The 22606-nt window shown below is 43.9% G+C and carries 15 protein-coding genes; 9 read left to right on the top strand and 6 right to left on the bottom strand.

The window, feature by feature from the left end:
- Positions 1 to 19 precede the first annotated feature (19 nt).
- The 3 genes from pqiA to rlmKL form a co-directional block, all read right to left on the bottom strand.
- On the bottom strand, positions 20 to 1267 hold the full coding sequence (gene pqiA / locus LGZ99_RS07025) for a membrane integrity-associated transporter subunit PqiA (RefSeq protein WP_036840725.1): 1248 nt from the start codon (positions 1265 to 1267) through the stop codon (positions 20 to 22).
- A gap of 88 nt (positions 1268 to 1355) precedes the next feature.
- On the bottom strand, positions 1356 to 3266 hold the full coding sequence (locus LGZ99_RS07020) for an ABC transporter ATP-binding protein (RefSeq protein WP_023044623.1): 1911 nt from the start codon (positions 3264 to 3266) through the stop codon (positions 1356 to 1358).
- Positions 3267 to 3271: 5 nt separating this feature from the next.
- On the bottom strand, positions 3272 to 5389 hold the full coding sequence (rlmKL, locus tag LGZ99_RS07015) for a bifunctional 23S rRNA (guanine(2069)-N(7))-methyltransferase RlmK/23S rRNA (guanine(2445)-N(2))-methyltransferase RlmL (RefSeq protein WP_036840724.1): 2118 nt from the start codon (positions 5387 to 5389) through the stop codon (positions 3272 to 3274).
- Between the two features lie 99 nt (positions 5390 to 5488).
- Here rlmKL and LGZ99_RS07010 point away from each other — a divergent pair, with 99 nt between their 5' ends.
- From LGZ99_RS07010 to LGZ99_RS06990, 5 genes are all read left to right on the top strand, one after another.
- Positions 5489 to 6607 (top strand): YcbX family protein, encoded by a 1119-nt coding sequence (locus tag LGZ99_RS07010; RefSeq protein ID WP_036840723.1) that lies wholly within the window; start codon positions 5489 to 5491, stop codon positions 6605 to 6607.
- Between the two features lie 232 nt (positions 6608 to 6839).
- Positions 6840 to 8123: a glycosyltransferase gene (locus LGZ99_RS07005; RefSeq protein WP_081858344.1), complete on the top strand. Its 1284-nt coding sequence runs from the start codon at positions 6840 to 6842 to the stop codon at positions 8121 to 8123.
- A 239-nt stretch (positions 8124 to 8362) separates the two neighbouring features.
- On the top strand, positions 8363 to 9649 hold the full coding sequence (locus tag LGZ99_RS07000) for a glycosyltransferase (protein ID WP_023044621.1): 1287 nt from the start codon (positions 8363 to 8365) through the stop codon (positions 9647 to 9649).
- Positions 9650 to 9893: 244 nt separating this feature from the next.
- Positions 9894 to 10289, top strand: a complete 396-nt coding sequence (locus LGZ99_RS06995; RefSeq protein WP_021324919.1) for a DUF6088 family protein — start codon at positions 9894 to 9896, stop codon at positions 10287 to 10289.
- Positions 10282 to 11244: a nucleotidyl transferase AbiEii/AbiGii toxin family protein gene (locus LGZ99_RS06990; RefSeq protein ID WP_036840721.1), complete on the top strand. Its 963-nt coding sequence runs from the start codon at positions 10282 to 10284 to the stop codon at positions 11242 to 11244. The genes LGZ99_RS06995 and LGZ99_RS06990 overlap by 8 nt, the downstream gene beginning before the upstream one ends.
- 464 nt (positions 11245 to 11708) lie before the next feature.
- Here LGZ99_RS06990 and LGZ99_RS06985 read toward each other — a convergent pair whose 3' ends face one another.
- The 3 genes from LGZ99_RS06985 to pepN all read right to left on the bottom strand — a co-directional run bounded on the left by LGZ99_RS06985 (position 11709) and on the right by pepN (position 16250).
- The gene (locus LGZ99_RS06985) at positions 11709 to 12254 is read right to left on the bottom strand and encodes a cell division protein ZapC (protein ID WP_036840718.1); all 546 of its coding nucleotides are present in this window, start codon (positions 12252 to 12254) and stop codon (positions 11709 to 11711) included.
- A 203-nt stretch (positions 12255 to 12457) separates the two neighbouring features.
- On the bottom strand, positions 12458 to 13468 hold the full coding sequence (gene pyrD / locus LGZ99_RS06980) for a quinone-dependent dihydroorotate dehydrogenase (protein WP_021324924.1): 1011 nt from the start codon (positions 13466 to 13468) through the stop codon (positions 12458 to 12460).
- 169 nt (positions 13469 to 13637) lie between these two features.
- Positions 13638 to 16250, bottom strand: a complete 2613-nt coding sequence (gene pepN / locus LGZ99_RS06975) for an aminopeptidase N (RefSeq protein WP_021324925.1) — start codon at positions 16248 to 16250, stop codon at positions 13638 to 13640.
- Positions 16251 to 16599: 349 nt separating this feature from the next.
- On the opposite strand from pepN, the gene pncB reads away from it, so the two are divergent.
- The 4 genes from pncB to ompC all read left to right on the top strand — a co-directional run bounded on the left by pncB (position 16600) and on the right by ompC (position 22570).
- Positions 16600 to 17814 carry a nicotinate phosphoribosyltransferase gene (gene pncB, locus LGZ99_RS06970; protein WP_036840716.1) on the top strand — a complete coding sequence of 405 codons (1215 nt, stop codon included), beginning with the start codon at positions 16600 to 16602 and terminating at the stop codon, positions 17812 to 17814.
- Between the two features lie 204 nt (positions 17815 to 18018).
- Positions 18019 to 19419: an asparagine--tRNA ligase gene (gene asnS, locus LGZ99_RS06965; protein WP_021324927.1), complete on the top strand. Its 1401-nt coding sequence runs from the start codon at positions 18019 to 18021 to the stop codon at positions 19417 to 19419.
- Between the two features lie 335 nt (positions 19420 to 19754).
- A complete protein-coding gene (locus LGZ99_RS06960; protein ID WP_036840713.1) occupies positions 19755 to 20900 on the top strand; it encodes a porin in 1146 nt (381 codons plus the stop codon).
- 494 nt (positions 20901 to 21394) lie between these two features.
- Positions 21395 to 22570, top strand: a complete 1176-nt coding sequence (gene ompC / locus LGZ99_RS06955) for a porin OmpC (protein WP_021324928.1) — start codon at positions 21395 to 21397, stop codon at positions 22568 to 22570.
- The last annotated feature ends 36 nt before the right edge of the window (positions 22571 to 22606 follow it).

Here is a 22606-nt window from a genome sequence, read left to right as displayed (position 1 = left end):
TTGACACTCCTTTATTGCCTTATAACGAATGTTTAACGTTGGCTCTATCCCAAATTAAACGAGGATCAAATGTAATTGCCGCAAACATAGTTAAGATCACAACTAAAGCAAAAATAACCGCCCCCATAGCAGGGTAGACACTCATCAATTTCCCCATACGCACCAGTGATGACAATATTGCAATAACAAATACATCAATCATTGACCAGCGGCCAACAAATTCCACAATTTCATAAATAAAATGCATCTGTGCGGAATCCCGTTTACCGTGGCCTTTGGCATCCCAACACAACCAGCCAATCGCCAGCATTTTCAATGATGGCACCATAATACTGGCGATAAAAATGATTAAAGCTACCGGATATGAACCGACACTCCACAGTAATATCACCCCAGCAATAATCGTGGAATCACTCTGATTGCCGAGCGATTCTGTCACCATCATTGGCATGACATTAGCGGGAATATAAAGCATTAAAGCCGTAACCAGCAGCGCCATTGTCCATTGCAAACTGTTACGGCGACGGGCATGTCCCTGGGTATGACAGCGTGAACACACCAGCTGGTCCACCGGTAAAATAGCCGTACAACACTGACATAACCGGACGCCCTGCACCAAACCCGATTTCCCAGCCTGTAACGGTATATCTACTTTAGACGCGGGCACAATCTGGTTCCATAACCAGTGGCGATCCAGGCACTGAAATGCCCTCACCTGGAGAAGACAAAACAGGCAATATGGCAGAAAACTTACACCTAATCCAATATCACCATAAGCCATTAATTTGACGAAGCTGACTAATACCCCTGCCAGAAAGATTTCAACCATACACCAGTTTTTCATCTGAAATAGCACCCGGGCCAGCCAAACTCTCATCTTCTGAGAAATAACAACGCCCTGGCACAACAGGATAACCGCTACCATACAAAATGCAGGCACCAGTTGAACACAGAGCAGAAAAAATGCTCCTATACTGGCGTAATCTTCGTTGAACAGTACCTGTGGGATTTGAGATAAGGTAATTTCGCTGCCAATTCCTGCCACATTCATGCGAACAAACGGAAATAAGCAAGCAATCAACAGCATAAATAATGCACTGATTGCATAACCCGTTGGTTGATGTTTAGGTTCCTTCCACCATGTGACTAACGTTGTTTTACAACGAGGACAAATCGCCTTCGTTCCCTGAACCCATTCTGGCAATACCACCAGCAAATCACATTGAGGGCACAATACCATGTCATGATGATGGTTATTGGAACACAAGGTCTTTCTCCTGTAAGGAAGCCGGGAATATCCGCAGAATCATACTCAGAGTGATCCTACGGAATAATTCCGCTAAGTATGATGATTATTAGCCGTTTTTCAATGTTTCCAATTCCTGCCAGCGATCAAAAGCAGCTTCTAATGCTTGCTCTCTTTCAGACAATTTTGTCAATATTTTTTTGGTCACTGCATGAGGTTGATTAAAAAACTCAGTATCACTCACTTGAGATTGTAATTGACCAATCTCTTCTTCCAGTTTCTCCAACAATGACGGTAATTGCTCTAATTCACGCAACAAATGGTGACTCATTTTGTTACCAGTACGTTTTGGTGACGCTTTAACCTTCTCTGCTTTAACTTCAGCCTGAAGTTTTTTCTCACTCTGCTGGCGCAGTGATACAGTCTGCTCACGCTGTTGCTGAGCATCGTAATAACCACCAACATAGTTTTTAATCACGCCATTGCCTTCAAAAATCCAGCATTCAGTCACTGAGTTATCAACAAACTGACGATCATGGCTGACCAGCAATACTGTACCTTTATAACTATCCACCAGCTCTTCCAGCAATTCCAGTGTTTCCACATCCAAATCGTTGGTTGGTTCATCAAGCACCAGCAGATTACTGGGTTTCAGGAACAGACGCGCCAGTAACAAGCGGTTCCTCTCACCACCGGAAAGCGCTTTAACCGGCGTCATCGCCCGTTTAGGGTGAAACAGAAAATCCTGCAAATAACCCAGAATATGACGAGAACGGCCGTTAACCATCACTTCCTGCTTACCTTCAGCCAGGTTGTCCATCACCGTTTTTTCAGGATCAAGCGCTGCACGATGCTGATCAAAATAAGCAATCTCCAGCTTAGTACCACAATGAACGCGGCCGCTATCGGGTTGCAGATCGCCCTGCATCAATTTCAGTAAAGTTGTTTTACCGCAGCCATTTGGCCCCACCAGTGCAATTTTATCCCCACGCTGAATCTGAGCACTGAAATGACTGACCAGTTTCCTGTCATCAATCTGATAATTAACATTTTCCAGTTCAAATACAATCTTACCGGAACGACTTGCTTCTTCCATCTGTACTTTAGCTGTTCCCATCACCTCACGACGTTGGGAACGCTCAACACGTAATGCTTTCAACGCCCTGACACGCCCTTCATTGCGGGTCCGGCGCGCTTTAATCCCCTGGCGAATCCACACTTCTTCCTGCGCCAATCTGCGATCAAATTCGGCGTTCTGCATTTCTTCCACACGCAACGCTTCTTCTTTGCCTTCAAGAAAATTGTCGTAATTACCCGGCCATGAAACCAATTTACCGCGATCCAAATCAACAATACGGGTTGCCATATTGCGAATAAACGAACGGTCATGGGAGATAAAAACAATACTGCCTTGAAAATCTTTCAGGAAATTTTCCAGCCATTCAATGGTATCAATATCCAGGTGGTTGGTTGGCTCATCAAGAAACAAGACTTTTGGTGAACTGACCAGCGCCCTTCCCAATGCCGCCTTACGCAACCAGCCACCAGAAAGCGCAGAGAGTTTCTCTTCAGCAGGTAAAGAGAGCTGTTTCAACACGTCATTAATACGACTATCCAGTGACCATAATCCACGGATATCCAGCACTTCTTGCAATTCCGCCAAACGGTTGAGGTTCTTCTCACTTGGATCATGTTCCACCAAACGGGAAACCTGATGGAAAGATTTAATGTATTCCGCCTGTTCCTGAACACCTTCGGCAACAAAATCAAAAACAGTCCCTTCCACATCACGGGGAGGGTCCTGTTGTAACCGGGAAACGATCAGATCCTGTTCATAAATAACCTGACCGTCATCCAGCGGTTGTTCTTTTGCTAATACTCGCAACAAAGTCGATTTTCCGGCGCCGTTACGACCAACCAGACAAACCCTTTCATTTTCTTCTATATGCAATTCTGCATTATCAAGTAACGGCGCATCACTGAACGACAACCATGCACCGGATAAATTGATTAATGACATAGTAATTATTTTTCCTCACCAGCATGACGTAATAGCCAGCAGTTATGAATCTGACGGTTACGGGCAAAATCCTGCGACTGGGTTTTGCTGGTGATCTCTTCTGCCACCAGGCCAATTTTTTCCAGCTCAGAAAAATCCATTTTAAAACCGCGTTTATTGTTGGAGAACATCAGAGTTCCACCACGACGCAACAGGCGCTTAAGCTGCTTCATCAGCATGATATGGTCGCGTTGTACATCAAATGTATCTTCCATCCGTTTAGAGTTGGAGAAAGTTGGCGGATCGATAAAAATCAAATCAAATTGTTCATGGGTCTGTGCCAACCAAGCGAGGCAATCAGCCTGAATCAAACGGTGTTGGCGTCCGCTCAACCCATTAGCCTGTAAGTTCCGTTCAGCCCACTCAAGATAAGTACGGGACATATCTACTGTCGTCGTTGAACGCGCGCCTCCCAGCCCAGTATGCACCGTTGCTGATCCGGTATAAGCGAACAGATTCAAAAAATCTTTTCCTTCACTCATTTCACCCAGCATTTTCCGGGCAATACGATGATCAAGGAACAGGCCCGTGTCCAAATAATCAGCCAGGTTGACCCAAAATTTTGCGCCATACTCATTTACCAGAAAGAATTCTTGTTTCTCGGCTATTTTCTCATACTGGCTTTTGCCCTTCTGGCGCTGACGGGTTTTAAGCACTAACTGATTTGATGAAAGCCCAAGAACCTGCATTGTTGCACTGATAACATCGAATAAACGCTGACGTGCTTTATTGGCATCAACACTTTTCGGTGGAGCATACTCCTGGATAACCACTTTATCCGCGTAACGGTCAACAGCAACGTTATATTCCGGTAAATCGGCATCATACAGACGATAGCAATCAATGCCCTGCTGTTTCGCCCATTTAGTGAATTTCTTTTCATTTTTGCGAAGACGGTTGGCATAATCTTCCGCCATATCCATCTCTGATGAGTGAGGTTTATCTGACAGTTGATAGTTTTTCTGTACGCAATCCAGTGGGCCATTTTTGGCTTTAAATTCACGTTCAGCCCGTAATTGCAAGCAACTTAACAATTCAGGCGACGCACTGAATAGAGAGAGGCGCCAACCCGGGAAGCGGCTTTTCATCACCCGGCCAAATAAACTGTGCAGTGCAACCAATGCCGGCTCACTTTCCAGACGCTCACCATAGGGTGGATTACTTAATACTGTTCCCACCGGTCCTTCCGGTAACGGGTTTTCCAAACGGCTTGCATCACCTTGCTGGAAAGTTATCAACTGTGCAACACCTGCTCTGCGGGCATTGGATCGCGCCATATCCAGCACTCTGCGATCAATATCAGAACCAACAAAACGGGTATTTGTCTCTTGAAGGCCTTTACGGAAACGGATCTGTGCTTCCGCAGTGACTTCACGCCATATTTCTTCATCATGTTTCAACCAAGCGGTAAAACCCCAATGATCACGATGCAACCCTGGCGCCCGATCAGTCGCCATCATTGCCGCTTCAATCAATAATGTGCCTGAACCACACATGGGATCGACCATTGGAGTATCAACCTGCCAACCTGAACGCAGAATAATCGCCGCCGCCAGATTTTCTTTCAGCGGAGCCTGACCGGCAAGATCGCGGTAACCGCGGATATGCAGACCTTCACCACTCAAATCCAGCGCAACACTGGCTTTTTCTTTATTCAGGAAAACATTAATACGGATATCCGGCTGCTGCTTTGCCACATTTGGACGCTGATCCAGCTTACGGATAAAGCTATCAACAATGGCGTCTTTAACTCTGAGCGCGCCATATTGGGTATTCCGTATCTCTTCATTTGTACCACTGAAATGCACAGAGAAAGTGCTGTCTACAGAGAAAACCTGGCTCCAATCAATAGACTGAACCCCAAGATAAAGATCTAAATCGCTGTAAATATTAAATTCGTTTAGCGGTAATAAAATGCGTGACGCCAGCCTGCTCCACATCAGACTTTTATACATCACGCTGTCATCACCGTGAAAATGAACTCCGCCCTGCACAATTTTGCATGATTGCGCACCCAGCATTTCCAGTTCGTTCTTTAAAAGTTCTTCTAATCCGCGCGCCGTGCTGGCAAACAGAGAGTTCATATTGCATATCACCAAAAAGAAAATTGTTACGCATTATAGCTAATCCGGGTGACATGTCATAAAGTTGCGCATGTAAAAATGTTTCATGGAGATTAATGGATGATCACACTGTCTCGCCTGTACACCCACCCGGTAAAATCTATGCGTGGTTTGCAGCTTTCCCATGCATTAGTCAGTGAAAGCGGCCTTATATTTGACCGCAATTTTATGCTCACCACGACAGACGGGACTTTTATTACCGCACGTAAGTATCCTCAAATGCTGCTGTTCACCCCTGCTATGTTAAATAATGGTATTTATCTGCGTGCGCCTAACGGAGAAAACGCCTCTGTACTTTACAGTGATTTCCTGCCTGAACAGCAACCCACGGAAGTATGGGGTAATCATTTCACCGCTCTCATTGCGCCAGAAACAGTTAATCAGTGGTTAAGCGGTTTTTTCGACATTCCGGTACAATTGCGTTGGTTAAGCCATGAATTAACCCGAAGAGTAAAAAAACATCCTGACATTCCATTATCATTTGCGGATGGTTATCCATTTTTACTTATTAATGAAGCTTCATTTCATTCATTGCAACAACGTTGCCCAGCCAGTATTAGATTAGAGCAATTTCGCCCAAATATCGTTATTACGGGTGCAGAAGCATTTGCCGAAGACAGTTGGCAATCAATCCAAATTGGGGATGTTATCTTTGATTTACCCAAACCATGCAGCCGCTGTATTCTGACAACCGTCAGCATTGACAAAGGAATTAAAAATCCAAACGGAGAACCATTAGCGACATTGCAATCATTCCGTACAGCAGAAAATGATGATGTCGATTTTGGTCAGAATTTAATTGCCCGCTCCAGCGGTATTATTCGGATTGGGGACAATGTCACAATATTAGCTAAAAAAGATCCCCGTAAATATCGCAGCGGAGAAAAAGCTGAAGACATTGATGCGCCAAAAACAGATGAACAATCTATCACTATTGAATATAACGGACAAACTTTTACAGGTAACAATCAACAAATCATTTTAGAGCAACTGGAACAACAAGGAATAAGAATATCCTATTCATGTCGGGCGGGCCTGTGTGGATGCTGTAAAATTTCTTTAGTAAAAGGAGAGGTTTCCCCATTAAAAGCCACAGCAATTAAGAATGATGGCTATATCCTCGCTTGCTGCTGTATTCCAAAGAATGATCTCATTCTTGGAAGCAGCGACGGAAAATAGATCTTAATCCCAAATCAGACCGCCGTGTCGTAAGCCGGCACGCGGGCTGACTCGATAAAACGTCCTGAATTGCATAAACTACATACATAATTCCCTGAAAAAATCGAGCACGATGATTATTACTATAATGAATTAATTATTACCATAATGAATTTATAACTACTGTCATAAAATGATTACACTCTAACAGGAGCTAACGCAACTCAATCAAAACCGTATGAAGGAGCAAGTTATGGCACGTATTGTCATTGCAGCGGTCGCAACACCCGGACATGTCTATCCGATGTTAAAGATCGCTCAATCACTGATAGCACAAGGACATCAGGTAACAGTATTCACCGGTGCATTATTTCGCCAACAAACAGAAGCTTTAAGTGCACAATTTATCCCTTTTGATGAGCAAGTGGACTTTGATTACCGTCATTTAGAACAACATTTCCCCGACCGTGCACAACTTCCACCAGGAAATGTACAAATGGCACTGGCATTTAAAAATTTCTTCTCCGCCCCAATCCCACTTCTCGACCGCCAACTACGCCAGATTATCCGTGAACAACAGGCAGATCTGCTTATAGCCGAGAACTGCTTTTACGGCATATTGCCACTGCTGCAAGAAAAAAAAGCCCATCGTATTCCAGTGATCACCATTGGCATAACACCTCTGGCTTACTCTTCGAAAGATTCAATTTTCTGGGGACCACGTATCCCACCCGCAGTACTACCGCCAGAATTAACACATGAACAATTAGTGGATGAAGAAAACCGACAGCTGATAACCGAAGTGCAGGATAGCTTCAATGCCGCATTAGTTCAGTCCGGCTGCTCTACGTTAACCCGATCTTTCAACGATGAAGTCATTTTCGGCTCCGATCGCTTTTTGCAACTATCAACCCTGGCTTTTGAATACCCACGAAAAGGATTGCCTGATACAGTCCATTTTATTGGCCCACTCCCCAACCCTGCACAGACAGCAGAATCGCCTCAATTATGGGAAGAAGATGATCCACGGCCATTGGTTATAGTCACTCAGGGTACCATTTCCAATACAGATCTCAATCAGTTGATTTTCCCCACCTTACATGCGCTGGCTGAATTACCTGTACGTGTATTGGCAACCACTGGTGGCAGATCGGTAGAAACATTGCGTGAGAATATACCTGAAAACGCCCGCATCGAAGAATTTATCTCCTTTGAGCACTGGCTGCCGAAAGCTTCACTGCTAGTATCCAACGGGGGTTATGGCACAATTAACTACGCCCTCAGCCACGGTACGCCGTTGCTCATTGCCGACGCAGGAGAAGGCAAGCAAGAAGCTGCTTTTCGTGTTGTATGGGCTGGATGCGGTATTAATCTGGATACAGCACATCCTACTGCATCTCAACTTAAGCAAACCGTGGAAAATATGCTGAGTACAGACTTGTTTAAACAACGTTCGCAAATCGTCCAAAGAGATTACGCAAGACATGATGCATTAGCAGCAATATCCCGTCACGTAGAACAATTAATTCTTGAATAAAGCCGCATTAACTAAGCCCTAGATACCGTCATCTTTCCTCTCCATTTTGGTGCTAACACAGACTAAAAGGGGGGAGGAAATCGGCATATTTCATAACTGCATGAAAAAATAAATCATAGTGATTATTGTTATAATAAATTATTATTACTACAATGAATTCATGACAGTAGTCATAAGGTGATCACCCTCTTAGTCAGGAGCTAGCGTAATTAAATCAAAACAGTATGAAGGAGTAAGTTATGGCACGTATTGTCATTACAGCGGTTGCAACACCCGGGCATGTCTATCCGATGTTAAAGGTAGCTCAATCACTGATAACACAAGGACATCAAGTAACTGTATTCACTGGCGCGTTATTTCGCCAACAGGTAGAAGATTTAAACGCAAAATTTATCCCTTTTGATGATCAGATAGACTTTGATTACCGCCACTTAAAGCAACGTTTTCCTGACCGAGCTCACCTTCCACCAGGAAATCTGCAAATGGCACTAGCATTTAAAGATTTCTTCTGTAGTCCAATCCCATTCCTCGACCGCCAGCTACAACAAATCATCCATGAACAGAAAGCAGAATTACTTATAGCCGAGAACTGCTTTTATGGCGTATTGCCACTGCTGCAAAAAGAAAAAGCTCATCGCCTTCCAGTGATCATAATTGGCATAACGCCTCTGGCTTACTCTTCAAAAGATTCAATTTTCTGGGGGCCACGTATCCCACCCGCATTATTACCATCAGAATTGACACATGAACAACTCGTGGATGAGGAGACCCGACAACTAAAAACCGAAGTACAAGATAGCTTCAATGACGCATTAGCTCAGTCAGGATGCGCGACGTTAACCCGATTTTTCAACGATGAAGTCATTTTGGGCTCTGATCGCTTTTTGCAACTTTCAACCCTGGCATTTGAATACCCACGAGAAGGATTGCCTGATACAGTCCATTTTATTGGCCCACTCCCCAACCCCGCACCGACAGCACCACCACCTCAATTATGGGAAGAAGATGATCCACGACCATTGGTTATAGTCACTCAAGGCACCATGTCGAATACCGATCTAAACCAGTTAATTTTCCCCACATTGCGTGCACTGGCTACATTACCGGTACGTGTATTGGCAACCACCGGTGGTAGATCGGTAGAAATACGGCAGGAGAACATACCTGACAACGCACGTATTGAAGAATTTATCTCATTTGAGCACTGGCTAACAAAAGCTTCATTGCTAATATCCAATGGGGGTTATGGAACCATTAATTACGCCCTCAACCACGGTACACCGGTGCTCATTGCCGATACAGGAGAAGGCAAACAGGAAACAGCATTTCGCGTCGTATGGGCTGGATGTGGTATTAATCTGGATACAGCACAACCAACTGAATCTCAGCTTAAGCAAACAGTAGAAAACATGCTGCGTACAAACTTGTTTAAACAACGCGCACAAATCGTCCAAAAAGATTACGCAAGCCACGATGCGCTGGCAGAGATTTCTAAGCACGTAGAACAATTAATTCTTGAACAATAAAACCATTAATGCTTTGTTTCTCCTTTCCAATCCTCCAACTGACCGCATCACACGCCTACCACTCCGGCAGGCGTGTGCTTTGTTATGGAGTGTTCAATATGTTCAAATACAAAAGATTTGGCGGATATACAGCCTGAATCAATGTGCCAAGCGGATATATAATCAAGTGTCGTATACGCACGTTTGCTGGTGAAAGTGTCGTATTTTTGCTACTCTTATTGATAATATTTTCTGGAGATATCCCATGACTATCAAGGCCCGAATTCAGGTACGCTTGAAACGATCAAAACGATATGTCTTCACCCGCAATGACTTTAAGGATATTGCCGGTTACGATCAGGTAGGAAGGGTACTACGCACTCTGGTCAAAGAAGGCCAACTGCTTAAAGTGGGATATGGTATTTACACAAAAGCACGGAAAAACGCCATTACCGGGAAAATTATGCCTGCTTCGCCCGGAGGCTCTGATGCTGTCATTCTTGAAGCGCTGGAACGTTTAAAAGTGAGATACTGCCTGGATGGTGCTTCTGCTGCTTATACAAACGGTAAATCAACACAGGTTCCTGCTTATACTCAAATCAAAATCACACCTCGGTTTAAACGTGTGTTATCCGTAGGGAATAGTCGGTTAAATGGATGATTTACTTGGTTTATTTTCGGATGTTGCCGATGCGCTAGGTATCGGATCAGTTTCTATTGTGGAAAAAGATTACTACGTCGTTGAACTGCTTCGTCTTCTCCAGCCTTTAGTGTTTGATACTCATAAGCTGGTGTTTGCTGGCGGGACAGCCCTGGCAAAAGCCGGGATTACGCTCAATCGGATGTCTGAAGATGTGGATATCAAACTGGTTCCACAATCTAACTTCTTAGCAGATACCCATTATTCGCGGACACAACGCAAAAATATCAGAAAGGCTATTCTCCAGACGATATCAGAGGCCATTACAACATCTGGTCTTTTTGGGTTTGACGATAGCAATCCAAAGATTACACGGGATGAATACCGCTACAATGATATTCCGATTCTCTATCCCCAGCACGTTGTACAGGCTCCTTGTTTGAAGCCATTTATCAAACTGGAGTTGATGGAGTCTGATCTTCTGGAAACAGCGGAACAACGTGATATCCGCTCATTTGTCGCGGAACTGACAGATAAAGGGCGAGTAGTTGCAGGGTTTCCTTGCGTGACAATTATCAGCACACAGGCCGAAAAATTGGTAGCTATGTTGAGGCGGACTGCCGCATTTATGCGTAATATCGACAGAAAAGATGACGAATCACTAGTGCGCCATCTGCATGATAACTACTGTATTGTGAATGCGCAGAGAACGAATACCCACCAGCTTGCCCGTTTTGTACAACAGGCCATTAAACAAGATATTCAGCGCTATGGCCGCCAGTATCCCCAGTTTCAGATTTCACCTGTTGATGAAATCAGGGCTGGGCTGGAGGAACTGGAAAATAACCCCGTATACCAGCAACGCTACCAGCAATTCGTGATACCGATGGTCTTTGAAAATAGCAGAGTCCCTTGGGCAGAAGCTTATGATTGTTTTCGGCAAACGGCTTTATCTATCCTGGACGTACTACATTAACTACCTAACCAATAACTTCTTACACTACTTACTCAATTCTGTTAAAGAATAGGAAGACAGAAAAGAGTCAGGAAAGGGAACAGATGATACATACTCCAAGGAGTGGAGGAAATTAACTTAAAGCGCTTCTTTATTTCCCAAGCCGGCCATATCCCCTACTCCACTCTATTATCATTGTTCTGAAACAATGGAAAATATTGCAATGGGTGATCTGTAACTATTACATATCATGGGTAGGTTTCCACTGTAATAGTGAACCGATCATTTTCAAACAGCGAGAACAACAAGGAATAAAAGTGCTTTACAGATATCCGGCAGGAAGGTGTAAATATAGTAAAATTTCCTCAGATGATAAAGAACCATTTTCTCAATTAACAACGGTAATTATACTCTGGCTTGTCGTTGTATTCCAAAAAGTGGTTTTACTTCCAGGAATCGCAGAGCAAATAGATCTTAAACTCAAATCAAACCGCAGTGCCATAAATTGGCATACGAACAGGTTCCACAAATGGCATCAATCGATCATTCATAATTTTGATTGGATCGCAAAAGCTCATTACGCGATCAGATAACGTTAATTTCGGTTGAGCCAGCAAACAAAGACTCGCACTATCTCCAGCCTCCGCCACCAGAAATATAGCCTCTGTTCCGCAATCCTGAAGCCGTACCTGAATTAACTCTCCTTGTACAGGCTTTTCTATCATAGCAAACCGGGAAAAATACCAGCTTCTTGGCATTTGCGGCTTTATAAAGCGAAAAGCAACTAACGCATTAAGAATTAATTCAGCTCTGAACTCATCTGAAATATTAATCCGACGTGTCTGTTCTTCAAAACAATAATAAAGCGCCGCATCTTCTACAGAAAATGAAGTCTCTCCCATTGCATAAGGCGTCAGCATCTTTGCAGGAAAACAGGAACGAAAAACCATACCCTTAGACAAATCGAGCATTACGCGGTCATGGTCAGTATCAAAATACCAGCGCCATTGGTCATCAGGTTTGAGTTTCATGGGTTATCCTTATTATGCAAAAAAACTGACATCGCTAAATAGATGCACTCAACAGATTGTAAATAACTTGTCCGCTATTCAGTGAAATAAGCCTTGCCATATAGCTAGGTATATGAAGGACTGATAAAAATTTAGACGATCAGAGCAAATATAGACGAGTTGGGGGTAAAAATAAACCCCCAATGATAAATTAACAACAAAATTTAGATATGATTGACGATATCTTTGACTAATTTTGGACCATGATAGATAAATCCGGAGAAAATCTGTATTAAAGAGGCCCCTGCGGCTATTTTTTCTCTGGCCGCGGTCAGTGAATCTATTCCTCCAACACCGATAATAGGAATTTCACCTCTTAGTTCTTGAGAGAGCTGGCGAATAACGTCTGTACTACGTAACTGAATCGGTCGGCCACTTAATCCACCAGCTTGTTGGCAATAGTTAAGACCCTCAACTAATTTCCTGTCTAATGTTGTATTAGTTGCAATAGCACCATCGATATTATGACGAATTAAACTATCTGCAATTTGGATCAACTCTTCTTCAGAAAGATCTGGTGCGATTTTTACCGCAACAGGAACATATTTTTGATATTTTTGCTGAAGCTCACCCTGCTTATCTTTAATCGCAGACAATAAATCATCCAGCGCTTCGCCATATTGCAGTGTTCTTAAACCTGGCGTGTTTGGTGAAGAAATATTAATCGCAATATAGCCGGCATAAGGATAAATTTTCTCCATGCAGATTAAATAATCATCTTTCCCATGCTCTACAGGCGTATCTTTATTTTTACCAATATTGATCCCAATAACTCCACCATATTTTGCCTTTTTGACATTTTCCACCAGGTTATCGACACCAAGATTATTGAAGCCCATACGATTAATTAGCCCTTCAGCTTCAACAATACGGAATAATCTGGGTTTATCGTTTCCTGTCTGAGCTCGTGGGGTTACAGTACCAATTTCAATAAAACCAAATCCCATTGCACCAAATGCATCAATACAATCGCCATCTTTATCAAGACCTGCGGCCAGACCAAGGGGATTTTTAAATGACAGGCCCATACAAGTGACGGGTTTCGTAGCAACTGATTGATGGATAAGAAATTCGAAAGGACTACCGCTAATGCGCTTGAGCTGGCGGAAAGTTAACTCGTGCGCCCGTTCCGGATCAAGCTGGAACAACGCCTTCCTGATGAGAGAGTAATACATGCGATCTCCTGAGATCAAGATAACAGGGAGTGACTGCCGTAAATTAAGCGCCGGGCATCTTAATAAGATCTGATCCGAAAGTAAACGATGGCAAGAATAAATTTATTATTCTGGACAACAAGTCAAAAAGAATATCGGGCTAAATAACCATTAGCCCGATAAATGGTTATCAGCTTTCTAACGCCTTAGTGATTTTCTCAAACAGATCACCAGACAGATTTTCCAATCCTTTCAATTGCTCCAGCACATTACACATCATGCTTTGGCGTTTTCCATCATAACGTTTCAGACGAATCAACGGTTCAATCAAACGGGAAGCAACCTGTGGGTTACGGCTGTTAAGATCAGTCAAAATTTCCAACAGGAACTGATAACCACTGCCATCTTCAGCATGGAATGCCATCGGGTTGTTAACAAATGCACCAACCAGAGCACGCACTCTGTTTGGGTTACTCATACTAAATGAACGATGATTCAATAGATTACGCACACTAGCGAGAACATCTGCCGCCGGGCTACTTGCCTGTAAGCTAAACCATTTATCCATCACCAAGCCATCCTGATGCCATCTCTCATCAAATTCCGCCATCAGTTGATCACAGCAAGGCAGTTCCGCTATCACCGCGCCAGATAACGCCGCCAATGCATCAGTCATATTGTCAGATTGACGATATTGATTTGATATCAGTTTATCGGCCTGCTCTTGAGAGCCAAAGGCCAGATAGTATAGACAGATATTACGCAGAGAACGTTTGGCAATATCCTGATGATCGACGCGGTATGCGCCTATATTGATAGAGTTATAAACCGCAGCAAACTCATCCGCCATTTCCTGCGCCAAAGTATGGGTGATTGCATGCAGAACTTCATGAATCGCTTTTGGGTCGATAATCGTAAATAATTCCGCCATCTCACCTTCTGACGGCAAAGCCAGGATATGAGCAGCCAGAGCCGGATCAATGTCACTATCCAGTAACACCGAGCGGAAAGCATCTACCACATGCATTGGCAGTTCGATCGGTTGTTTCTGCTGGTAACGGGTAACATTCAACTTGATATGGTTTGCCATCAGTGACTGAGCCGCATCCCAGCGGGAAAACGCATTACGGGCATGTTTCATCAAAAATGCCAATTGCTGATCGCTGAACGGGTAATCCAATTTCACTGGCGCCGAGAACTCCCGTAATAAAGAAGGAACCGGCAATGACGGCACATCATCAAATACAAATGTCTGCTCTGCATTGGTTACGTTCAACACATGGTGAACCGGCTGACCATCATAACGCAACGGAATCACATGGCCTTCGCTGTCATAGAGCTCAATATTCAGTGGAATATGCAGAGGTTGTTTCTCTTTTTGGTCGGCGGTAGGGGGCGTCATCTGGCTGACATGCAACTTATACTGCCGCTTTTCCGCATTATATTCATCACGAACTGTCAGCACCGGTGTACCGGATTGGCTATACCAGCGACGAAAAAGAGACAGATCCACATTTGATGCATCTTCCATTGCCTGAACAAAATCATCACATGTTGCAGCACTGCCATCATGACGATGAACATAAAGCTGCATCCCTGCCTGAAATTGTTCTTCACCCAGCAGGGTATGAATCATACGGATAACTTCCGCGCCCTTCTCATACACAGTCACTGTATAGAAGTTATTCATCTCAATCACTTTATCAGGGCGAATTGGATGCGCCATTGGGCTGGCATCTTCAGCAAACTGGGCCGCACGCATAACGCGCACGTTATTGATACGATTAACAGAACGGGAGCCAAGATCAGAGCTAAACTCATGGTCACGGAATACCGTCAATCCCTCTTTCAGACTCAGCTGAAACCAATCGCGGCAAGTGATACGGTTACCGGTCCAGTTATGGAAATATTCATGGCCGATCACGGCTTCTATACCAAGATAATCTTTATCCGTCGCCGTTTCAGATTTTGCCAGCACATATTTGGAGTTAAAAACGTTCAGGCCCTTATTCTCCATTGCGCCCATATTGAAGAAATCCACCGCGACAATCATATAAATATCAAGGTCATACTCAAGACCAAAACGGGTTTCATCCCATTTCATGGCATTTTTCAGGGAAGTCATTGCCCAATCAGCCCGGTCGAGATTACCACGGTCAACAAACAGCTCCAGTGCAACTTCACGGCCACTACGGGTGGTAAAAGTATCGCGCAAAACATCGAAATCACCCGCAACCAGCGCGAACAGATAACTTGGTTTTGGGAATGGATCCTGCCATTTCACCCAATGACGCCCATCATCCGTTTCCCCTTGTTCAACCCGGTTACCATTTGAAAGCAGATACGGATATTTGGCTTTATCAGCTGTAATGCGGGTTGTAAAACGAGCCAGTACATCGGGACGATCAAAATAGTAGGTAATGTGGCGAAAACCCTCGGCTTCACACTGGGTACAAAGTGCATCGCCAGAGACATACAAACCTTCCAGAGCGGTGTTTTTCGCTGGGTGGATCTCATTAACAATCTTCAAAGTGAACTGAGCCGGCAACTGCTCAATGACCAGAGTTTCATCCTGTTCACGGTAATGTTCCCACGGTTGACCATCTACATGAAGACTTTTCAATGTTAAGTCTTCACCATTCAGCACCAACGGCGTTATTTCATGACTCAGACGTTTTATCTGGCTAACGGCGGTAACTTCTGTGCTATCAGCATCAAGATTAAAATCAAGTTCAATATCAGAAATCGTATAGTCCGGAGCGCGATAATCCCGGCGGTATTTAGCTTGTCGCTGTTGTGTCATAAGAAACCTTTTTGTCGTTTCGTACTTATGGAATTAATTCAATACCAAATCTTACGCTGCCACAGAAAGAGGTTAAAGCTCAAGAGTGAAATAACGCACCTTCTGGCATTAAACATGCATTAAGAACACGTATGATGTTATGTAAAGAATAGTTTGCTAATTTGGTGCTTGTTATCACTTAATGATCAAATAACATGATAACATTTAACCAAAGACCTTTTTAATTTCGATCTTCATGGTGAATGATATGATGTTATGTGACTTCAATAACAAAATAATCCCGGTATACTCTTCCAACTTTATCGATTTAGCTGACACGAATAGGCTCCGTGAGGATGCATAACGCGCTATGACCCTAGACGCTACCCCGATTATTAAATCACTGCTTGATACTGACGCTTATAAACTTCATATGCAACAAGCAGTGTACCACCACTACAGCCACATGCCTGTTGTTGCAGAGTTTCGCTGCCGCGGTGATGAACTGCTGGGTGAATATGCCAAAGAATTACGCCATCAGGTTAATATGATGGCTGATCTGGCATTAACCGATGCTGAGTTTAATTATCTTTCCAGCCTGCCTTTTTTCAAGGCTGATTACCTGGACTGGTTCAAAACCTTTCGTTTCAATCCACAGCAAGTCAATATTTCTGTAACCGATAGTGGTCAGTTGGCTATCCGTATTTCAGGATTATGGCACGAAGTCATTATGTGGGAAGTACCATTATTGGCGCTGCTCAGTGAGCTGGTTCACCGCTATCACTCGCTGGATAACGCGGCTGAAAATGCCGTCAACCAGCTTCGCAAATTAATTAAACTGTTCTATCAAGACGCGGAAAATGAAGGAATCGATCTCTCCGGTTTCAAACTGATGGATTTCGGCACACGCCGCCGTTTCTCACACAGTGTTCAACATGCCATTGTCAGTGAACTGCAACAGAATTTCCCTTACCTGATTGGCACCAGCAACTATCAACTTGCACAACAACTTGGGATCTCCCCTGTTGGTACGCAGGCGCATGAATGGTTTCAAGCTCACCAGCAAATCAGCCCGGAACTGGCAAGCAGTCAACGGGAGGCATTACAAAGTTGGTTAAATGAATATCCTAACCAATTAGGTATCGCCCTGACTGACTGCATCACAATGGATGCTTTCCTGCGGGACTTTGATGCCCAGTTTGCCAACAGATACCAGGGCTTACGCCATGATTCAGGCGATCCGGTTGAATGGGGTGAAAAAGCGATCGCCCACTATCAAAAACTGGGCATCGATCCGCTGACGAAGACCTTGGTATTTTCTGACAGCCTGGATTTCCAGAAAGCGCTAGCGCTTTATCGCCATTTCCACAACAGAATAAACCTGATTTTCGGTATCGGCACACGGCTGACCTGCAACATTCCAGGCGTTAAGCCGCTGAACATCGTTATCAAACTTGTCGAATGTAATGGCAAACCGGTAGCAAAACTGTCAGACAGCCCCGGCAAAACCATTTGTGAAGATAATGAGTTTGTTAACCGGCTACGTGCCGCTTTTGATATACCCCAGGTCAAACAAGCTTGTTAACACCATTTTGTTTAAAACACGACTGTGTCGCTGGCAAATAAAGCAGCGGCACATCTGAAAAAAACCGCTTCCCTCTCATTCACCATGCAAATTAGTGATTTCCACTTGTTTCCTGGAATATGGCAAGTAACATAGAACAAGCTGCCCCTTGTGTAGGGGCATTCATTTTCACCAACTTGAATTGATAAAAGAAGAGAGAAATTTATGAGCGTAGCGCCTGTAGTCGACGTACTGCAAGGCCGGGTTGCGGTTGATAGTGAAATCACCGTTCGCGGCTGGATCCGTACAAGGAGAGATTCTAAAGCTGGTATCTCTTTCCTCGCCGTCTATGACGGTTCCTGCTTTAATCCATTACAGGCCGTCGTTAATAATAATTTGCCCAATTATCAGAATGAAATTCTGTCTTTAACCACCGGCTGTTCTGTCGAAGTCACAGGGACAGTTGTTGCTTCCCCTGGTCAGGGACAGAGTTTTGAACTGCAAGCGACGAAAGTGGTGGTGATCGGCATAGTTGAAGATCCTGATACCTATCCGATGGCCGCCAAACGCCACAGCATTGAATATCTGCGCGAAGTGGCTCATCTGCGGCCACGCACCAACCTGATTGGCGCAGTTGCCCGTATGCGCCATACTCTTGCGCAAGCTCTGCACCGTTTCTTCCATGAAAACGGCTACTTCTGGGTTTCAACCCCGCTGATCACTGCGGCTGATACAGAAGGCGCCGGTGAAATGTTCCGTGTCTCCACGCTGGATCTGCAAAATCTGCCGCTAACTGATAAAGGTGAAGTGGATTTCAACCAGGATTTCTTCGGCCGTGAAGCTTTCCTGACCGTATCCGGCCAATTGAACGGCGAAGCCTATGCCTGTGCATTAAGCAAAGTTTACACATTCGGCCCGACTTTCCGTGCTGAAAACTCTAATACCAGCCGCCATCTGGCAGAATTCTGGATGCTTGAGCCGGAAATTGCCTTCGCTAACCTCAACGATGCCGCTGCACTGGCTGAGAATATGCTGAAATATGTTTTCAAAGCCGCATTAGAAGAACGTGCTGATGATCTGCAATTCTTTGCTGAACGTGTAGATAAAGACGTTATCACCCGTCTGGAGAAATTTATCCATTCTGACTTTGCTCAAATTGATTACACCGATGCCGTTGAAATCCTGCAAAATTGCGGCCAGGAATTCGAAAACCCGGTATTCTGGGGTGTTGACCTCTCATCAGAACATGAGCGCTATCTGGCAGAAAAACATTTCCAGGCACCGGTGGTAGTGAAAAACTATCCAAAAGATATTAAAGCCTTCTATATGCGCATGAACGACGACGGTAAAACCGTTGCAGCAATGGATGTTCTCGCACCGGGCATTGGTGAGATTATCGGCGGCTCACAGCGTGAAGAGCGTTTAGATAGGCTGGATAAACGTATGGAAGAGATGGGCCTTAATAAAGAAGATTACTGGTGGTACCGTGACCTGCGTCGCTATGGCACTGTTCCTCATTCCGGATTCGGATTAGGCTTTGAGCGTTTGGTCGCTTATGTGACCGGTGTCGCAAATGTGCGTGATGTTATCCCATTCCCACGTACTCCAAGAAGCGCCAATTTCTAATACTTCCATAAAGTAAATATTAAAAAATCATTATGTATATAAAGCCAGCGAAAGCTGGCTTTTTTATTTCCTTAATCCAATTTTCGATCAAAAATCTGCTTGTATTTACATTTTCACACACATTATTTTCACTTTGTTACAAAATACGTCACTTTGTATCAATTTAATGGTGGATCAAGCTCACTACCAATGAAAGACTGTGCCCCGACACGGACAATTACGGCGCTCTCATAAATAGTTTCAAAGATTTTCTTAAAGGAATTATTTCTGTAAGTAACAAAAGTCCGGATAACACCAATGATGGTAATTAATGAAGCAATGTAAGGTAACAATTAATGAAAGGTAGTATTTTTGCAGTGGTCATCCCAGCATTATTAGCCGCTGGAGCAGCAAACGCCGCTGAGATTTATAACAAAGACAGTAACAAACTCGATCTGTATGGCAAAGTTGATGCACGTCATCAATTCTCTAAAGCCACCGAAAAATCAGAGGATGATCCTATCCGTAGTGAAGATGGTGATGCAAGCTATGTTCGTCTGGGTTTCAGAGGTGAAACCCAAATCAATAGCCAACTAACGGGTTATGGGCGCTGGGAGTACAATATTCAGGCTAGCAACGCTGAATCAAACGGCGCTGAAGGCAACAAAACCCGCCTGGGTTTCGCTGGCCTGAAATTTGCTCAGTACGGTTCTTTGGACTACGGCCGTAACTACGGTGTTCTCTATGATATTAACGTCTGGACCGACGTACTGCCAGTATTCGGTGCTGATTCCATGTCTCAGGCTGACACCTACATGACAGGCCGCGCCACAGGAGTCCTGACTTACCGTAACACTGATTTCTTCGGCCTGGTTGATGGCCTGAACTTTGCCCTGCAATACCAAGGTAAGAACGACGACAGCAACAAAAATGGTCGTAATTCACTTCGTAAGCGAGGCGACATCATCAAACCGAATGGTGGCAGTAATGGTGATGGTTTTGGCATCTCTGCTACCTATGATATTGGGTACGGTATCAGCGTGGGAGGAGCCTACTCCAACGCTGACCGTCCTATTATTCACGAAAGACTCGTTACCTCTGTCGCTCGCGGTGAAAGAGCTGAAGCATGGAATATTGGTGCTAAATACGATGCAAACAACGTCTATCTGGCAGCAATGTACGGTGAAACTCACAATATGACGTCCTTCGGCTACCAAGATGTTGTCTCGGCAAAAACCCAAAATCTCGAATTAACGGCTCAATATCAGTTCGATTCTGGCCTGCGCCCATCGCTGGCATATGTTCAATCCAAAGGGACAAATTTTTTCTCCAAACAGGACTGGGTAAAATATATCGCCATTGGCTCTTATTATAACTTCAACAAAAATTTATCTGCCTATGTTGATTACAAAATCAATTTGGTAAAAGACAACATATTTACCCAATATTTTGAAGTTAACACCAAGAACGCGGTTGGTGTAGGTCTGGTATATCAGTTCTAATTTAGCTGAAATAAATATAAAAGACTCAATTAATATGTGATAGCGCTCACTTAAGCGAGCGCTATTCTTTTTTCAAGAAGAATAATCATCAGTCGTCTGTTGAAAAATAGTATATGACATACAGACAATAACATCAGCAAGTTACCTATAAAAAATCTGATGATAAAACGAACACCGTATTTTACTCTTTTTACTAAGTTCAATAGATAATTCCTCCTCTTCACTGACAGCAATTCATTTCCACTTTTTTGACCAACTGGACTGACCAGAGTTCAAAAAACAATCTTTCATTTACATTTTGAAACACTTTGTTGCAAATTCTTACTAAATTTTCTTTTTTATAGCACTTTGTGAGTGGATAAAAATAACAACCAATGAAACACTTGACAGAGAAACAGACGACACTAAACTCTCACAAATAGTTCCATAGATTTTTAAAGAATTATTTTTGGCAGTGGCAGGTGTCCGATATAACACCAATGAGGGTAATAATAATGACGAAGTGCAATGTTCTTGCAGTGGTAATCCCAGCTCTGTTGGCTGCTGGCGCAGCAAATGCAGCTGAAGTTTATAACAAAGACGGTCACAAACTGGACCTGTATGGTAAAGTTGAAGCACGTCACCAATTCGCTAACAACAGCAGCGGCGAAGATGGTGATGAAACTTTCGCCCGTCTGGGTTTCAAAGGCGAAACTCAAGTCAATGACCAACTGACCGGTTTTGGTCGTTGGGAATACAACATCAAAGGCAACCGTGCAGAAGCCGTTGACGAAGAAACCAAAACTCGTCTGGCTTTCGCTGGCCTGAAACTTTCCGACTACGGTTCACTGAACTATGGTCGTAACTACGGTGTTGTTTATGATGTCAACTCCTGGACCGACGTGTTGCCAGTATTTGGTGGTGACTCCATGGCTCAAACTGACAACTTCATGACTGGCCGTTCTACAGGTCTGTTAACTTACCGTAATAGCGATTTCTTCGGCCTGGTTGATGGTCTGAACTTTGCCCTGCAATATCAGGGTGAGAACAGTAACAACACCTCAAATGGTCGTGCCAACCGTAAAGACAACGGTGATGGTTACGGTTTCGCTGCGATTTATGACGCAGGTTACGGTATCAGCGTCGGTGGCTCATACTCTAACTCTGCCCGTACTTCTGCACAAAAAACCGCTTTTGGCGTTGTTGAAAAAGAAGGTGAAAAAGACAAACCTTATGGTTCTGCTGCTCTAGGTGACCGCGCTGAAGCTTGGAACATCGGTGCTAAATACGATGCCAACAACATCTACCTGGCGGCAATGTACGGTGAAACCCGTAATATGACTCGCTTCGGTGGAAAAGTTGATGGTGTAAACTGGCAAAATACCGCCAACAAAACCCAGAACATCGAATTAACAGCTCAATATCAGTTCGATTTCGGCCTGCGTCCATCTCTGGCATACGTACAGTCTAAAGGTAAAAGCCTGTTCGGTGACATTAAAGGGGAAGAGAAAGAATCTGGCAACCACGATCTAGTTAAATATGTCTCTGTTGGTACTTTCTATAGCCTCAACAAAAACATGACCACCTATATTGATTACAAAATCAACCTGCTGGATGAGAACGAATTCACCAAAGCATTTGGCATCAGCACTGACAATGTTGTTGGTGTAGGTATGGTTTACCAGTTCTAATTACCATTGATAAATATATTTAGCTGAATAAGTTAA

Origin of the sequence: Photorhabdus temperata (assembly GCF_025384845.1) — a bacterium.
GTDB classification, from domain to species: Bacteria; Pseudomonadota; Gammaproteobacteria; order Enterobacterales; family Enterobacteriaceae; genus Photorhabdus; species Photorhabdus temperata.
Note: the sequence above shows the minus strand (reverse complement) of the source record. Positions and strands in the feature narration are given on the sequence as shown.

What these genes read in the sequence shown, in the direction of transcription:
- LGZ99_RS07005 (WP_081858344.1), top strand. Translation starts at nt 6,840, where the DNA reads ATGGCACGTATTGTCATTGCAGCGGTCGCAACACCCGGACATGTCTAT.
- asnS (WP_021324927.1), top strand. Translation starts at nt 18,019, where the DNA reads ATGAGCGTAGCGCCTGTAGTCGACGTACTGCAAGGCCGGGTTGCGGTT.
- LGZ99_RS07000 (WP_023044621.1), top strand. Translation starts at nt 8,363, where the DNA reads ATGGCACGTATTGTCATTACAGCGGTTGCAACACCCGGGCATGTCTAT.
- rlmKL (WP_036840724.1), bottom strand. Translation starts at nt 5,389, where the DNA reads ATGAACTCTCTGTTTGCCAGCACGGCGCGCGGATTAGAAGAACTTTTA.
- pepN (WP_021324925.1), bottom strand. Translation starts at nt 16,250, where the DNA reads ATGACACAACAGCGACAAGCTAAATACCGCCGGGATTATCGCGCTCCG.
- LGZ99_RS06990 (WP_036840721.1), top strand. Translation starts at nt 10,282, where the DNA reads ATGGATGATTTACTTGGTTTATTTTCGGATGTTGCCGATGCGCTAGGT.
- ompC (WP_021324928.1), top strand. Translation starts at nt 21,395, where the DNA reads ATGACGAAGTGCAATGTTCTTGCAGTGGTAATCCCAGCTCTGTTGGCT.
- LGZ99_RS06985 (WP_036840718.1), bottom strand. Translation starts at nt 12,254, where the DNA reads ATGAAACTCAAACCTGATGACCAATGGCGCTGGTATTTTGATACTGAC.
- LGZ99_RS06995 (WP_021324919.1), top strand. Translation starts at nt 9,894, where the DNA reads ATGACTATCAAGGCCCGAATTCAGGTACGCTTGAAACGATCAAAACGA.
- LGZ99_RS07010 (WP_036840723.1), top strand. Translation starts at nt 5,489, where the DNA reads ATGATCACACTGTCTCGCCTGTACACCCACCCGGTAAAATCTATGCGT.
- pncB (WP_036840716.1), top strand. Translation starts at nt 16,600, where the DNA reads ATGACCCTAGACGCTACCCCGATTATTAAATCACTGCTTGATACTGAC.
- pyrD (WP_021324924.1), bottom strand. Translation starts at nt 13,468, where the DNA reads ATGTATTACTCTCTCATCAGGAAGGCGTTGTTCCAGCTTGATCCGGAA.
- LGZ99_RS06960 (WP_036840713.1), top strand. Translation starts at nt 19,755, where the DNA reads ATGAAAGGTAGTATTTTTGCAGTGGTCATCCCAGCATTATTAGCCGCT.
- LGZ99_RS07020 (WP_023044623.1), bottom strand. Translation starts at nt 3,266, where the DNA reads ATGTCATTAATCAATTTATCCGGTGCATGGTTGTCGTTCAGTGATGCG.